The sequence below is a fragment of the Streptomyces sp. DH37 genome, from assembly GCF_029813835.1.
Taxonomy (GTDB): domain Bacteria; phylum Actinomycetota; class Actinomycetes; order Streptomycetales; family Streptomycetaceae; genus Streptomyces.
Genome location: NZ_JARVKV010000002.1, coordinates 111,210 through 125,938 on the forward strand (window position 1 = coordinate 111,210; position 14,729 = coordinate 125,938).

At 75.5% G+C, this 14,729-nt stretch carries 14 protein-coding genes; 4 read left to right on the plus strand and 10 right to left on the minus strand.

The genetic code is table 11. From position 1 onward, the window contains the following. Positions 1–24: 24 nt before the first annotated feature. The 4 genes from QC029_RS01560 to xylB all read right to left on the minus strand — a co-directional run bounded on the left by QC029_RS01560 (position 25) and on the right by xylB (position 4,538). Positions 25–792: a DUF4239 domain-containing protein gene (locus tag QC029_RS01560; RefSeq protein ID WP_279553450.1), complete on the minus strand. Its 768-nt coding sequence runs from the start codon at positions 790–792 to the stop codon at positions 25–27. 86 nt (positions 793–878) lie between these two features. Next, positions 879–1,625 (minus strand): hypothetical protein, encoded by a 747-nt coding sequence (locus tag QC029_RS01565; protein ID WP_279553451.1) that lies wholly within the window; start codon positions 1,623–1,625, stop codon positions 879–881. Positions 1,626–1,761: 136 nt separating this feature from the next. Next, positions 1,762–2,988, minus strand: coding sequence for an ROK family transcriptional regulator (locus QC029_RS01570; protein WP_279553452.1), 1,227 nt, complete (start codon positions 2,986–2,988; stop codon positions 1,762–1,764). Between the two features lie 122 nt (positions 2,989–3,110). After that, entirely contained in the window at positions 3,111–4,538 is a 1,428-nt protein-coding gene (xylB, locus tag QC029_RS01575; protein ID WP_279553453.1) for a xylulokinase, read from the minus strand. A gap of 78 nt (positions 4,539–4,616) precedes the next feature. Here xylB and xylA point away from each other — a divergent pair, with 78 nt between their 5' ends. Further along, complete coding sequence (xylA, locus tag QC029_RS01580; RefSeq protein ID WP_279553454.1) at positions 4,617–5,789, plus strand: xylose isomerase; 1,173 nt, start codon at positions 4,617–4,619, stop codon at positions 5,787–5,789. Between the two features lie 100 nt (positions 5,790–5,889). Here xylA and QC029_RS01585 read toward each other — a convergent pair whose 3' ends face one another. From QC029_RS01585 to QC029_RS01595, 3 genes are all read right to left on the minus strand, one after another. Then, a complete protein-coding gene (locus QC029_RS01585; protein WP_279553455.1) occupies positions 5,890–6,147 on the minus strand; it encodes a hypothetical protein in 258 nt (85 codons plus the stop codon). 66 nt (positions 6,148–6,213) lie between these two features. Beyond that, positions 6,214–8,565 carry a glycoside hydrolase family 95 protein gene (locus QC029_RS01590; protein WP_279553456.1) on the minus strand — a complete coding sequence of 784 codons (2,352 nt, stop codon included), beginning with the start codon at positions 8,563–8,565 and terminating at the stop codon, positions 6,214–6,216. A gap of 338 nt (positions 8,566–8,903) precedes the next feature. After that, entirely contained in the window at positions 8,904–9,395 is a 492-nt protein-coding gene (locus tag QC029_RS01595; RefSeq protein WP_279553457.1) for an anti-sigma regulatory factor, read from the minus strand. Between the two features lie 144 nt (positions 9,396–9,539). Between QC029_RS01595 and QC029_RS01600 the strand changes: the two genes are divergently transcribed. The 3 genes from QC029_RS01600 to QC029_RS01610 all read left to right on the plus strand — a co-directional run bounded on the left by QC029_RS01600 (position 9,540) and on the right by QC029_RS01610 (position 11,588). Further along, positions 9,540–10,406 carry a helix-turn-helix transcriptional regulator gene (locus QC029_RS01600; protein WP_279553458.1) on the plus strand — a complete coding sequence of 289 codons (867 nt, stop codon included), beginning with the start codon at positions 9,540–9,542 and terminating at the stop codon, positions 10,404–10,406. 8 nt (positions 10,407–10,414) lie between these two features. Next, the gene (locus QC029_RS01605) at positions 10,415–10,669 is read left to right on the plus strand and encodes a DUF397 domain-containing protein (RefSeq protein ID WP_279553459.1); all 255 of its coding nucleotides are present in this window, start codon (positions 10,415–10,417) and stop codon (positions 10,667–10,669) included. Between the two features lie 79 nt (positions 10,670–10,748). Further along, a complete protein-coding gene (locus tag QC029_RS01610) occupies positions 10,749–11,588 on the plus strand; it encodes an SAM-dependent methyltransferase (protein ID WP_279553460.1) in 840 nt (279 codons plus the stop codon). Here the strand turns inward: QC029_RS01610 and QC029_RS01615 are convergent. Genes QC029_RS01615 through QC029_RS01625 form a run of 3 tightly spaced genes read right to left on the minus strand, consistent with a single transcriptional unit; the run spans position 11,578 to position 14,719 of the window. After that, positions 11,578–12,450 carry an STM4011 family radical SAM protein gene (locus QC029_RS01615; RefSeq protein WP_279553461.1) on the minus strand — a complete coding sequence of 291 codons (873 nt, stop codon included), beginning with the start codon at positions 12,448–12,450 and terminating at the stop codon, positions 11,578–11,580. The two genes, QC029_RS01610 and QC029_RS01615, sit on opposite strands and share 11 nt — an antisense overlap. Before the next feature lie 11 nt (positions 12,451–12,461). Beyond that, positions 12,462–13,910 carry an STM4012 family radical SAM protein gene (locus QC029_RS01620; RefSeq protein WP_279553463.1) on the minus strand — a complete coding sequence of 483 codons (1,449 nt, stop codon included), beginning with the start codon at positions 13,908–13,910 and terminating at the stop codon, positions 12,462–12,464. Continuing rightward, positions 13,907–14,719 (minus strand): STM4013/SEN3800 family hydrolase, encoded by an 813-nt coding sequence (locus QC029_RS01625; protein WP_279553555.1) that lies wholly within the window; start codon positions 14,717–14,719, stop codon positions 13,907–13,909. The genes QC029_RS01620 and QC029_RS01625 overlap by 4 nt, the downstream gene beginning before the upstream one ends. Positions 14,720–14,729: the final 10 nt, after the last annotated feature.

A 14,729-nucleotide genomic window follows, 5' to 3' on the forward strand; every position in this document is an offset into this window, starting at 1 on the left:
CAGCCCGGGGCGCGCGGTGTGATCTCAGTCGCCCGCGGCGTGCGGGAAGAGCGCGGTGAACGCCTCGGCCGGGTCCGCCGGCCCGCGGGTGAACGGCGAGTCGAAGTACCAGACCAGGAAGAGCAGGAAGGCGATCAGCGCGGTGAACAGCCCGGCCAGCACCAGCTCCCGGCCCGAGCGCTGGATCTGCAGGGCGAACACCATGCCCACCGCGATCACCGCGCCCGCCACCAGCCCGAACCACACCACGCCGGGAAGCGTCGGCTCGGCGCCCCGCACGCGGGCGGTGCGGGCCTCGTCGGCCACGGCGACCTGGTCCACCAGGGCCTGGTACGTCTGCGCCTCGCGCACGGTGGCCGGCTCGTACCCGGTGACGTTCCGCCGCAGGTTCCCGAAGAGCAGTGCCCCCCGCTCGGTCGTCTCGCCGTGCTCGGCCATGTGGGGCCACTCCACCGCGACCGCGTGGCGGACGTACGCGTCGACGTCGCCGCGGACGCGGTCGCGGGCCGCGGCGGGGTAGACCTGGGCGCGCTCGCGCACCTCGTGCAGCGCCTGCGCCTCCTGGCGCACCCACTCCTCGGCGGCGGATCGCCCCTCCCAGACGCCCGCGATGGCCAGGCCGAGGACGATCGCGTACACCACGCCGATCATCATCGTCATGTACTCGATGACGTCGGGCGTCTCGGAGGGGTCGTCGTCCTCGCCCGCCCGGCGCTGCCGCAGCAGGGTGACGGTCACGACGGCCGCGCAGGAGACGGCGACGGCGAGAAACAGGAACAGCCATTCGGCCATGGGGGTCCTCAGGGGCCTCGGATTGTCGGCGTGTTGGGGTGTCGGGATGGCGGCGCGGGATGGCGGGGTGTCGGGATGCCGCCGTGTCAGCGGGAGCGGGAACCGGACCGGGGGCGCAGCGCGGCGGCGGCCAGCACCGCGGGGGCGACGATCAGCAGGGCGCGCCCGACCAGCGGCAGTCCCGCGTCGGGCCGGTGGCGCCGGACCTCGGCGCGGGGCGCGGCGGGGACGGGGGAGGCGCTCGGAGCGGGGGAGGCGCGCTCCGGCGGCGGACTCCCGCGCGGCGGCACGGGTCTGCGGGGCCCGGAGCCGGGCTCGGGCCCGGGGGAGGGCGGTACGGCGGCGGGCGCGGCCGTCGGCGAGGGCGCGGCGGCCGTCGGGCGCGGCTCCACGGGCGGCCGGACGGGCGGGGGCGGCGGCGTCGAGGGCCGCGGTGGCGCGGACGTGGGCGGTGGCGGTGGCGTGGGCTGCGGTGGTGTGGGCGTGGGTGTGGGAGCCGGTGGCGGGGGCGGGGCGGGCGGACACGGGCATCCCAGGAGCGCCTCGAGCCGCATGCCAGGATCACCGCCGGCCGTGATCACCACGGACAGGCTCGGGCAGTCGGGGCGCCCCACGACCGTCACCGAGGAGTCGCCGTCGGTCAGCCGCACCTCGGTCCCGCCGTCGGTCCGGATCTCGACGCCCGGGACGGAGGGCGGGGCGGAGGACAGAGGGGAGGCCAGGGCGGGGAGCCGTGGGCCGGCCGTCCCGTCGGCGCGGGCGCTGCCCGCCGCGGCGAGCACCAGGGCGACCGCGCCCGCGCCCGCCCCCCACCTGATGTGCCTTCGGTTCACGGAGGATTCTCTGCGCAGGCGGAACCGCCGTCATGGTGAAACGGACACCGATTAACCCGAAAGGCTGAATGCCGGTGTCGACTCGTTGACGGACGCGGCCCACCGGCGTCCGGCCCGCCGTCCGCGGCGCGCGCCGTCAGGCGCGGTGGGCCAGCGGATCGTCCAGGACCGCGCGGACGACCGAGTGGGCCGCGCCCAGCAGCGGGCCGTCGGCCCCGAGACGGGAGACCGAGACCGGCGGCGGACCGGCCAGGCGGCGGCCCAGCTCGTGCTCCAGGGAGGGCAGCAGCCAGGGCGCCAGCCGGGCGAGGGCGCCGCCGAGGACCACGGTCTGCGGGTCGAGCAGGTTGACCGCGCCGGTCAGGGCGGTGCCCAGCGCGGTCCCGGCCTCCTCCAGCGCCCGGAGCACCGCGCGGTCGCCGCCCTGCGCACGGGCGGCGAGCAGGTCGATGCGGGCGCCGGGGCCGGGGTGCTCGGCGGCGGTGGCGCGCGGGTCGAACCCGGCGGCCCGCAGCACGGCCTCCTCGCCCGCGTACTGCTCCAGGCAGCCGATGCCGCCGCAGGCGCACGGGCGGCCCTCCGGGCGCACCGGCACGTGGCCCAGCTCGCCGGCGAACCCGCGGGTGCCGCGCAGCAGTTCGCCGTCGACCACGATCGCGGCGCCGATGCCGATCTCGGCCGAGACGTGCACGAAGTGGGCGGCCGGCGGAGTGTGGCCGCCCAGCCACAGCTCGGCCAGGGCGCCGAGGTTGGCCTCGTTGTCGATGGAGCACACGGCGGCGCCGGGGGAGACGCCGAGGCCGAGGGCGTCCCCGGCCAGGTGGGGGGCGAGGTCGAGGCCCGACCAGCCGAGGTTGGGGGCCTGGACGACGGTGGTGGTGCCGCGGATGACCAGACCCGGCACGGCCACCGCCAGTCCGGCCGGACGCAGCCCCAGCCCGCGTGCCTCGCCCGCCACCTCGTTCACCAGGGAGGCCAGCCGGCTCAGCACCGGGCCGGGGTCGCTGTCGCGGTTGGCCGCGTCCAGCGCCGTCCGGGCGCGGACCCGGCCGCGCAGGTCGACGGCGCACACGGCGAGGTGGTCGACGCCTATCTCGGCGCCGATCCCGCAGGGTCCGCTGTCGCTGAGCGCCAGGGCGGTGCCCGGCCGCCCGACCGCGCCGGAGCGTCCCGGACCCAGCTCCACCAGCAGCCCGGCGCCCAGGAGTTCGTCCACCAGCGTGGAGACGGCGGTGCGGGTGAGCCCGATCCGCGCCGCGACGGCGGCCCGTGACCGGGGGCCGCCGTCGGCCACCGCGTGCAGCACGCGCGCCAGGTTCCGCCGCCGCATCTCCTGCTGGGTGTTGGGCGCGGGTGCTGCCATCGGTCGCGTGCTCCTCGGAGGCTCTGCGGGCGGTGCCGCGGGCGGTGCCGCGGGCGGTTGTGGTGCGGGACGGTGCCGGGCGGTGCCGGACTGTGCCGGGTGGTGCGGGAAGGCGCCGCCGGTCAGCGCCGCCGCAGCAGCGTATCGGCGTCCTCCAGGGTGGCCGCGAGGCGGGTCAGCGTCTCCTCGTCGCGCTCCACCGCCTCGTACGCCGGGCCCTCGGCGGTGGACCAGCGGCGGGCGACCGCGGCCGCGTCCTCGCCCAGCACCAGCCCGGCGGCCTGCGCCGCAGCGCCGAGCGCGACCAGTTCCTGCGCGCGCGGGACGACCACCGGGCGCCCCGACAGCCGCCGCACCGTCTCGCGCCAGGCCGTGCCCTTCGCGCCGCCGCCGATCAGCAGGATCGGGGCGTCCGGCTCGGCGTCGGCGTCCAGGACCAGGTCGAGGGCGGCCAGCAGCGCGTAGACCGCGCCGTCGTAGGTCGCCTGGAGGATCTGGCCGGGGGTGGTGTCGTGCCGCAGACCGGTCAGGGTGCCGGAGGCGTAGGGCAGGTTGGGGGTGCGCTCGCCGTCCAGGAACGGCAGCACGGTCACGCCGCCGCCCGCCTCGACCGCCTCGCGGTCCAGGCCGAACAGGGCCGCGACGCGGTCCACGGCCAGGGTGCAGTTGAGGGTGCACGCCAGCGGCAGCCAGTCGGTGCGGGCGTCGGCGAAACCGGCGACCGTGCCGGTGGGGTCGGCCGGGCGGCGGGTGGAGACGGCGTAGACCGTGCCGGAGGTGCCCAGGCTCAGCACCGGCCGACCCGGGCGCAGGCCGAGGCCGAGGGCCGCGGCCATGTTGTCGCCGGTGCCGGTGGCCACCAGCGCGCCCTGGGGCAGCGGCAGCCCCTCCTGGGGCCGCACCGTGCCGGCCGCCTCGCCGTGGCCGAGCACCCGGGGCAGCAGGTCGGGGGAGAGGCCGACCCTCTCCAGGAGCTCCCGGTCGTACGCCTCGGCGGCCGTGGACCACCAGCCGGTGCCCGAGGCGTCGCCCCGGTCGGTGGTGCCCTGGCCGGTCAGGCGCTCGGTGAGGTAATCGTGCGGCAGCCGCACCGCCCGCGTGGCGGCGGCGGCCTCGGGCTCGTTCTCGCGCAGCCACTGCCACTTGGTGACGGTGAAGGAGGCCGCGGGGACGCTGCCGAAGCGCTCGGCCCACGCCTTCGGGCCGCCCAGCTCCTCCACCAGGCGGTCGCGCTGCGGGGCCGAGCGCACGTCGTTCCACAGCAGTGCGGGCCGTACCGGGCGGCCCCGGCCGTCCAGCGTCACCAGGCCGTGCTGCTGCCCGCCGACGGAGACCGCGGCGGCCCGGTGGACGGCCGGCCCGCACTGCTCCAGCGCCTGCCGCAGCGCCTCCCACCACTGCTCCGGATCGCTCTCGTGGTCGGGCGAGACCGTGTGGGGCGCCTGGCCGCGGGCGACCACCTGGCCGGTGGCGGCGTCGACGACCAGCGCTTTGGTGGACTGCGTCGAGCTGTCCACACCGACAACGAGCGGACCTTCGGGTGCGGCCATGTCGCCTCTTCCTCTCTGGGGCTTCTGGGCGCATACTAATTTGTCAACGGGCCTGACGAAATACCCGAGAGGCATGACATGAGCTACGAGCCGGCACCCGAGCACAAGTTCACATTCGGTCTGTGGACCGTGGGCTGGCAGGGCCGCGACCCCTTCGGCGACGCCACCCGACCGGCCCTCGACCCGGTCGAGTCGGTGCGCAAGCTCTCCGAGCTGGGCGCCTACGGCATCACCTTCCACGACGACGACCTGATTCCCTTCGGCTCCTCGGACGCCGAGCGCGAGGGCATCGTCAAGCGCTTCCGCCAGGCGCTGGACGCCACCGGCATGAAGGTGCCGATGGCGACCACCAACCTCTTCACCCACCCGGTCTTCAAGGACGGCGCCTTCACCGCCAACGACCGGGACGTGCGCCGCTACGCGCTGCGCAAGACCATCCGCAACATCGACCTGGCCGCCGAGCTGGGCGCCACCACCTACGTCGCCTGGGGAGGACGCGAGGGCGCCGAGTCGGGCGCGGCCAAGGACGTGCGGGTCGCGCTGGACCGCCTCAAGGAGGCCTTCGACGTCCTCGGCGACTACGTCGTCTCGCAGGGCTACGACCTGCGCTTCGCCATCGAGCCCAAGCCCAACGAGCCGCGCGGCGACATCCTGCTGCCGACCGTCGGCCACGCGCTGGCCTTCATCAACGAGCTGGAGCACGCCGACCGGGTCGGCCTCAACCCCGAGGTCGGCCACGAGCAGATGGCCGGACTGAACTTCCCGCACGGCATCGCCCAGGCGCTGTGGCACGGCAAGCTCTTCCACATCGACCTCAACGGCCAGTCCGGCATCAAGTACGACCAGGACTTCCGCTTCGGCGCCGGCGACCTGCGCCAGGCGTTCTGGCTGGTGGACCTGCTGGAGTCGGCCGGCTACGAGGGCCCGCGGCACTTCGACTTCAAGCCGCCGCGGACGGAGGACTTCGACGGCGTGTGGGCCTCCGCGGCCGGCTGCATGCGCAACTACCTGATCCTCAAGGAGAAGGCCGCCGCCTTCCGCGCCGACCCCGAGGTCCGGGAGGCGCTGAGCGCCTCGCGCCTGGACGAGCTGGCGCGGCCGACCCTGAACGAGGGCGAGACCGCGGCCGACCTGCTGGCCGACACCGCCTCCTTCGAGGGATTCGACGTGGACGCCGCGGCCGAGCGCGGCATGGCCTTCGAGCGGCTGGACCAGCTGGCGCTGGAGCACCTGCTGGGCGTCCGCGGCTGACGCCCGCGCCGGCGTGAGGCCCCGTGCGGGGGCGCGGGTGGCGGCTCGTGCCCCCGCACGGGCCGCTGCCGCGGGGACGCGGCCGGCCCGTCAGGGCCCGTCAGTCCCCGCGGCGGCGACGCCACCGGCGCCCCCTGCGGCGGCCCCTGCTCCAGAACCACCCCGCGGGGGGCTCGTCCGCCCGCCACGGCTGCGGCTCGGGCGGGTCGTCCCGCCAGCGGGCCCGCAGCATGCGCGTCCGCGCCGCCGGCTCGCTCACCTCGGCGCCGCGTACGAAGTCCTCGTCGAGCACGACGTCGTCCCAGGCGTCTGCCCCGGCGTCGTCGCCGTCTCCCCGTCGTGCGTGCCCACCGCCCACGGCGCACCTCCTGTGGACGGGGAACGGACGGCGTCCCGGGGAGAGTTCCCGCCCGCGCGGGCGCGGTCAGGCCGGGGCCAGCCGGTAGGCGCTCCCGGCCGCCGTCTCGAACTCCACGACCCCCGCCTGCGGCCGTACGGTCTCCACCGGCCGACCGCCGCAGGACACCTCCACCTCGCGGGCCGTCCGCACCCGGGCCCGGAGCCCGGCGCGGGAGAGGAGCTCGGCCCCGGCCAGCTCCCCGCCGCGCCAGACGACGCCGACCTCGAAGCCGCCGCGCGCCAGCAGCCCCCGCACCTCGCCGTCGGGCAGCGCGCCGGGCAGGGCGGGCAGCAGGTGGATCTCGTCGGTGTGGCTCTGCACCAGCCACTCCGTGATCCCGGCGGTGGCGCCGAAGTTGCCGTCGATCTGGAAGGGCGGGTGCAGGTCGAAGAGGTTGGGCGCGGTGCGCTCGGGGGTGAGCTGGTCGGCCAGCAGTTTGTACGAGCGCGCCCCGTCCTCCAGCCGCGCCCAGAAGTTGATCTTCCAGCCGAGCGACCAGCCCGTGCCCGCGTCGCCCCGCAGCTCCAGCGTGGTGCGCGCCGCCTCGAACAGCTCGGGGGTGCCGCGCCGGGTGATCTGGTTGCCCGGGTGCAGCCCGTACAGGTGCGAGACGTGCCGGTGGCCGCGCTCGGGGGCGGCGGCGTCCCAGTCCTCGCGCCACTCCTGGAGCTGCCCCAGCTCACCGATCCGCATCGGGGCCAGCCGCTCGCGCGCCGCCCTGGCCTCCTCGGCCAGGCCCTCCTCCGCCCCGAGCAGTTCGGCGCCCGCGGCGACGGCGTCGAACAGGTCGCGCAGGATCTGGTTGTCCATGGTCGGGCCCGCGCACAGCGAGCCGCCGGGACCGGGGTGGTGGGCGTTCTCGGGGGAGATCGACGGGCAGGTGACCAGCTCTCCGGTGGCGGGGTCCTCGACGAGGGAGTCCAGGAAGAAGCGCGCCGCGCCGGCCAGCACCGGGAAGCGCGCCCGCAGCGCCGTCTCGTCCCCGGTGAAGCGGTAGTGCTCCCACACCGACAGCGCCAGCCAGGCCCCGCCCGTGGGCCACATCCCCCAGAACGCCCCGTCCACGGGCGCGGTGCCGCGCCAGATGTCGGTGTTGTGGTGGGCGACCCAGCCGCGCGCGCCGTAACACGCCCGGGCGGTACGGGCGCCGGTGACCGCCAGGTCGTCCAGCAGGCCGAACAGCGGTTCCCAGCACTCCAGGAGGTTGGCGGGGGCCGCGGGCCAGTAGTTCATCTCGGTGTTGATGTTGATGGTGTACTTGCCGCCCCACGGCGGGTCGGTCAGGTCGTTCCACAGCCCCTGGAGGCCCGCCGGCTGGGTGCCGGGACGGGAGCAGGCGATGAGCAGGTAGCGGCCGTAGGCGAAGTACAGCGCCACGAGCTGCGGGTCGTCGCCGCGCGCGAAGCCCGCCACCCGCTCGTCGGTCGGCAGCGCGGCGGCGGGTGTGGCCGGCACCTCCAGCCGCACGCGGTCGAACAGCGCGGCGTGGTCGGCGGTGTGACGGGCGCGCAGCTCGGAGTAGGGCCGGGCGGCCGCCGCCTCCACGGGGGCGGCGGCGCGGACGGCGGCCGCGTCGGGGTCCTCGTCCACGCCGCGCCAGTCGCGGTGGTTGGTGGCGGCCGAGACCAGCAGGGTGACGGCGGTCGCGCCCTCGACGTGCAGCTCCCCGTCCGCCGAGCGCACGGCGCCCCCCTCGGCGACCGCCCGCACCAGGCAGCGGAAGCGCAGCACGCCCGCGATGCCCCGGGCGTCGTCGCCGGTGCCGTCCAGCGCGACGGTGTGCGGGGCGGGGGAGGACGCGGCGGAGCGCAGCGGGCTGTCGAGGCGGGCGGTGAAGGAGAGCGCGCCGGGGGCGTCGGCGGTCAGCCGGACCACGATCACCTGGTCCGGCGCGCTCGCGAACACCTCGCGGCGGTGGCGCACCCCGTCGCGCGCGTACTCCACCGAGGCGACGGCGGTGGCCAGGTCGAGCTCGCGCCGGTAGCCGGAGACCCCGCCCGTCCCGTCCCCCTCGGGGAGGACCAGGCGCAGGTCGCCGACCGTCTGGTACTGGAGCTGCTCGACGGGGACGCCCATCAGGTCGGAGTCGACCAGGGCCCGGGCCTCGTCCCACCGCTGCTCGAACACCAGCCGGCGGACCTCGGGGAGGGAGGCGAGAGCCCGGGGGTTGTCGTAGTCGTGCGGGCCGCCGGCCCACAGGGTGTCCTCGTTGAGCTGGAGCCGCTCGCCGTCCGTGCCGCCGAACACCATGGCGCCCAGGCGGCCGTTGCCCACCGGCAGGGCCTGGAGCCACTCGGCGGCGGGGCGGGGATACCAGAGGCCGAGCCCGCCGGGGGTCGGTCGGCCGGGGGGTGCGGGGCGGTGGTCCGTGTTCACTGACGGCTCCAGGGAGGGGCGTGCTTCGGCACCGGCTCGGTCGCGCGGCCTGGCAAGCGCTTACCGTACACCGGTGGCCCCCGGTTCGGAGCGGGCGGGAACGGGGCGGTCCGCCCGGCGCGGAACCCCGCGCCCGAGCCGGTGCCGAAGCGCACCCCTGGGGTGTCCGCGGGAGTGCCCGCCGACCGCCGCGGCGGTGGGCCCGCAGCGCTGGGTCCGTCGCCGGAGGCGGTCCTCGTGCCGGGACGCCACCGCCCGGCACGGCCGTGCGCGACGGCGCTCACCGTCGGGGAACGGGACCTCCCGGCCTCCCCCGCCCAAGGCCGGGAGGTCCCGCGTCACGGGGCGGCCGGGTCGAACCCCAGCTCCGCCCAGACCATGTGCCCCCTGCCGCCGGCGCCCGGCCGTATCCCCCACGCCTCGGCCAGGGCGCTGACCAGCAGCAGCCCGCGTCCGTTCTCCCCCTCGGAGCCCGCCGTGCCCGCGGCGCCCCCCTCGGCGCCTCGGGTACCGCGGGTGCGCGGCCGGGCGGGGCCGGCGCCCTGGTCGGTGACCTCCAGGCGCAGCCGCTCGCCCGTGACGCGCAGTTCGCAGTCGACCTTCTCGCTGTCGGTGTGCCGAACGGCGTTGGTGAAGAGCTCGGAGACGACCAGTTGCGCGTCGTCGCGGACCAGGGAGCCGATGTCCCACTCCGTCAGCCGGGCGAGGACCCGTCTGCGGGCCTCGGCCACGGAGGCGCCGATGGCCGGGAGATGGAAGACGTCCCGCAGGGCCCTCTCGACGGACCCCCCGGTGCGCTCTAACGGGCGAACATCGGGAAAGTAAGCCACGCCCTCAGTGTGAAGGGCGTGGACAACATCTGGCAAGGATCAATCTGTTGTTTGCAGAAACGCCCATGCCGCCCTGTCGGAACGGTCCGGCGGCATGACAAACTGCCGCGGGGGAGCGGCGGTTGGCGTGCGGGAGGGGCGGCGGTGGTGGACTCCAGGGCGGGCGGCGCCCCCACGGTTCTGCGCGTGGTGCTCGGCAGGCGGCTGGGGGACCTGCGGCGGCGGGCGGGGCTGACCTACGAGCGGGCCGCCGAGGCCCTCGACGTCACGCACGCCACGATCCGCCGGATGGAGCGGGCCGAGGTCGGCCTGAAGATCCCCTACGTCGAGAAGCTGCTGCGCACCTACGGCGTCACCGACCAGGCGGAGATCGACAGCTTCCTCTCCCTCGCCCGCGAGGCCAACCGGCCCGGCTGGTGGCACCGCTACCGCGACGTGCTGCCCGACTGGTTCAGCGCCTTCGTCAGCCTGGAGAGCGAGTCCCACGTCATCCGCGCCTACGAGCCGCACTACGTGCCCGGACTCCTCCAGACCGTGGAGTACGCCCGCGCCGTGCTGCGCGCGGGCATGCCGCACGCCCGCGAGGAGGAGATCGAGCGCGGCGTCGCGCTGCGGCTGGAGCGCCAGCGGCTGCTCACCCGCGAGGAACCGCCCCTGCTGTGGGTGGTGATGGACGAGACCGTGCTGCGCAGGCCCATCGGCGGGACCGAGGTCATGCGCGGGCAGATCTCCCGTCTGATCGAGGCGTGCTCGATGCCGACCGTGCGCCTCCAGGTCATGCCCTTCGCGGCCGGGCCGCACCCGGCCATGTACGGACCCTTCCACATCTTCCGGTTCCCCATCCCGGAACTGCCCGACGTCGCCTACAGCGAGAGCCTGGTGGGCGCCGTCTACTTCGACCAGCGCGACGACGTGTCGGCGTTCCAGGAGGCACTGGACCGGATGTGCGCGCAGGCCGCGCCGGTGCAGCGGACCGAGGCCGTTCTGGACGGCCTGCGCAAGGAGCTGTGAACCATCCCATGAAGAAACGTGTCTACAACGGCATGCCCGCCCGGCAGTTGGGGAGCGAGGGCTGGCACAAGCCGTGGAGCGGCGGCAACGGGGGGAGCTGTGTGGAGGCCATGCGGCTCGCGGACGGAAGGGTGGCGCTGCGCCAGTCCACCGACCCCGACGGCCCCGCCCTGGTGTACGCCCACCACGCGATGGCGAGGTTCATCCAGGGCGTCAAGGCCGGGGAGGCCGACTTCCTGCTCGCCCGCGACCCCGTGCAGTGAGCGCAACCCGCACAGCCCGCACAGCCCGCACAGAGCCCGTGTCGAGGGTCGCGAGACCATGACGGAGGACGGCAACGGCATGACCGACCAGCCCCACCAGCTCCATCAGCCCCACGAGGGCTTCACGCCCGAGCAGATCGACACCAGCAGGCCGCACCCGGCCCGCATGTACGACTACTACCTGGGCGGGAGCGACAACTACGAGGTGGACCGCGAGGCCGCCGAACGCCTCATCGAGATCGCACCGGACGTACGGGTGAGCGCCCGCGCCAACCGCGACTTCCTCGGCCGCGCCGTGCGGACGGTGGTGGGGGAGCTGGGCGTCCGCCAGATCATCGACGTCGGCACCGGCATCCCCACCTCGCCCAACACCCACGAACTGGCCCGGGCCGTGGCCCCCGACACCCGCGTGGTCTACGTCGACAACGACCCCATCGTCTCCACCCACGCCGGCGCCAAGCTCACCGGCGCGGGCAACGCGGAGTTCGTCCTGGCCGACGTCCGCAGACCCGAGTCCGTGATCGGCCACCCGGCCGTCCGCGAACTGATCGACTTCGACCGGCCGGTGGCCCTCCTCCTCGTCGCCGTCCTGCACTTCGTCAAGGACGAAGAGGACCCCGCCGGGCTCGTGGCCGCGCTCGGCGACGTCCTGCCCGCCGGAAGCTGCCTCGTCCTCACCCACGGCACCCCCGACTTCCACGAGAAGCGGCGGGTGGAGGAGGGGACCGACGTCTACCGCAACGCCACCGCCCAGGTCAGCCTGCGCGGCCACGCCGAGATCCTGCCGTTCTTCGACGGCTGGGACCTCGTCGACCCCGGACTGGTGCAGCTCCCGCTGTGGCGCCCGGACGGGCCGCTGCCCGAGCCCGGGGAACTGCGCCGCGTCGCGCTCTACGGCGGGGTCGGCGTCAAGGGCTGAACCGCGCGCCGGAACCCGGCCACGCCGCCGGTATCCGCTCCAGCACACCGCCCGCGAAGACGTCGTACAGGGGCAGCGACTCCAGGTGCACATAGCCGATGTGGCAGTCGCAGACGGCCAGCGGGCAGGACCTGGGCCGCAGCGCCGCGCGCCAGGAGCCGTCGTAGAGGTTGCCCAGCGGCTCGGGGACGAAGTGGCAGCGCCGCACCGTCCCCTCGCCGTCCACCGAGACGACGGACTCCCCGGTGCGGCAGGGGAGCCCGGCGCTGCGGTGGGGGTGGCGGCTGTACGGGAAGAGAGGGTCGATCGCCGTCCAGCGGTCGGCCTCCTCGTCCGTGTAGACGCGGCCCTCGGCGGCGTTGACCCACAGGTAGACGTGGTCGGGGAGGTCGGCGCGCAGCCGCAGCGCGCGGGGCAGGTGTTCGGGCAGGCCGACGATCCCGACGCTGTGGCGCACCCCCCTGTCCGCCAGTTCGCGGCACTTGGCCAGGAACCGGTCGTAGGGCGTCTGGTCCGGGTGGTGGGTGCACCACAGGGCGAGGGTGTCCGGGTCGGCGGCGTCCAGCCAGCCGGTGCGGCAGCTCAGGTTGGTCTGGATCGCCACCCGGGCCACGTGCGGCAGCAGGCTCAGTTCGGCCAGCGTGCGCCGGTACCAGGACCGCACCAGGCCCTCGCCCCACGGGGTGAACAGCACCGACAGCCGGTCCCCGCGCCGGTCGGCCACCCAGCCCGCGAACCGCTCCAGCGCCTCGCGGTCGGCGCGCAGCCGCTCCGGGGAGTCGCGCCGCTTGGCGAACGGGCAGTACGGGCAGTCGTAGTCGCACGAGGCCAGCGGCCCGCGGTAGAGCAGGGTTAGGTCCACGTCCGCCTCCGCTACCTCGGGTCGTACGCGGCCATCGCGGCGCGCACCGCCGGGGAGAACAGCGCGGGCCCGACCGCGTCGGAGTGGGCCAGGCCCTCCGCCGACAGCCGCAGCCGCCCCGGCGCGGCGCCCTCGTCCAGCCAGCCGCTCCCGGCGAAGGCGGCCAGTTCGGCGGGGAAGTGCTCGGCGGGCGGCGCGCCGAACCGGGCCGTGTACCCGGCCACCTCCATCCCCTCGGCCTGGAGCAGCGACTGGAGCAGGTGCCTGCGGCGGGTCTCGTCGGCGTCCATCCACCGGCCGACCTCGGCGCGGGCGAAGGACTCGGCCGGGCGGGAGACGTAGTCGTCGACGATGCCGCGTATCCGGCGCATGTCGACGGCGTAGTCGAAGGAGTAGTGCAGCGCGGAGGTGTAGGAGCGGGCGCCGCAGCCCAGGCCCACCATGCCGTCGGTCTGGCAGGCGTGGTCGGCAGCGTCCCCGGCCGACCGCGCGGCGTCCGGTGCCCCGGTGCGGCGGAACATCCGCATCGACACCTGCTCGTAGCCGTGGGCCAGCAGGTGGTCGCGGCCGTGGCGGTACAGGGCCAGCCGCTGCCCGTCCCACGCCGGGTCGGGACCGCCTCCCGCGGGCGTGCGCCCCAGACCGGTCAGCGGGCGGACGTAGAGCGGATAGAGGTACAGCTCCTCCGGCTCCCAGGCGAGCGCGGCGTCGAGCGAGCGCTGCCAGGTGGCGGTGGTCTGCCCCTCGATCCCGTAGATCAGGTCGATGTTGAGCACCGGGATGCCGGCCTCGCGGACGCGGCCCAGGGCGGCCTCGACGTCCGAGCGCCGCTGGGGGCGCACCGCCGCGCGCGCCTCGGCGTCGACGAAGCTCTGCACGCCGAGGCTCAGGCGCGTGGTGCCGCGTGCGGCCAGGACGGCCAGCCGGTCGGCGGTGGCGGTCGACGGGGAGGCCTCCACCGACAGCGGCACCGCGCGCAGGTCCGCGCCCATGCGTCCTTCGGCGATGTCGCACAGCCGCTCCAGCTCGGCGGCGGTCAGGAAGGTGGGGGTGCCGCCGCCGAAGGCCGCGGCGGCGAACCGGGCGCCCTCGCCCAGCGCTTCGCGCACCGGCCCCGCCTGCCGCTCCAGCGCGTCGAGGTAGGCGGTGGTCAGTCCGCCGGGCGCGCCGATGCGGGTGAAGAGGTTGCAGAAGCCGCAGCGCACCTCGCAGAAGGGGACGTGGAGGTAGAGGGAGAGCGCGTCGGTCCTCTCCCCGGCCCACAGCCCGCGCAGCGCGGGACGCTCCGGCAGCCGGCGGTAGGCCGTCTTGTGCGGATAGGCGTACACATAGCTCTGGTAGGGGCTCCGGTACGCGTCGTCCGTACGGTGCGGGCCGGCGGCGGCGTCGGTGTCGGCGGCGGTGCCGGCCGTGGTGTCGAGCGTGGCGGCAGGGGCGGCGGGGGTGGTCCCGGTGCTCATCGCGTCTCGCAGGCGTCGAGGGTGAAGTGGGCGTACGGCACCGTCCAGACGACCTCGTGACCGATCCGGTGGCCGGTGTGGCCGTCCTCTCCGTAGGCCGTGCCGTGGTCGGAGCAGACGATGGTGAAGCACGGGCGGCGGCTGCTCGCGGCGGCGAACAGGCGCCCGATGTGCCGGTCGACGTAGCGCAGCGCCGCGGCGTGGGTGGCCCGGGAGTCCCCGGCGCCGGCGGTGGCGCCGGGCAGGTGGAACCAGTTCGGCTGGTGCAGCGCCGAGACGTTGACGAACAGGAACAGCCGCTTCCCGGGCGGGAGCGCGGCCACCGCCTCCTCCGCGCGGGCGACCTGCGCCTCGAAGGAGGTGGGGGAGGCGACGGAGAACTCCGGCTCCCAGTGGCTCTCGGCGAACAGGCCGGGCAGCACCGAGCCGAGCGCGCCGCGCTTGTTGAAGAACCCCACGCCGCCGACGCACACCGTGTGGTACTCGGCCCGGGCCAGCCCGGTCACCAGGTCCGGCGCGTCGAAGACCCAGGTGCCGGGCGCGGTGGTCTCGCTGCCCTCGAAGCGCGCCGCGAACAGCCGCGGATGCGGCCCCGGGGTGACGGGAGTGGGCAGGAAGCCCGCGAAGAACGCCTGGTGGGAGGCGTAGGTGAAGCTGCCGGGGGAGTGGCGTTCCTCCCACCGCCCGCCCGGCAGGTGCCGCGCCAGGTTGGGGATGGCGCCCTCGGCGGCCAGCTCGCGGGCCACGTCGTGTCGCAGGGTGTCCAGGGTGACCAGCAGCAGGTCGTGGCTGCCGACGATCCGGTTCATGTCCGGTTCG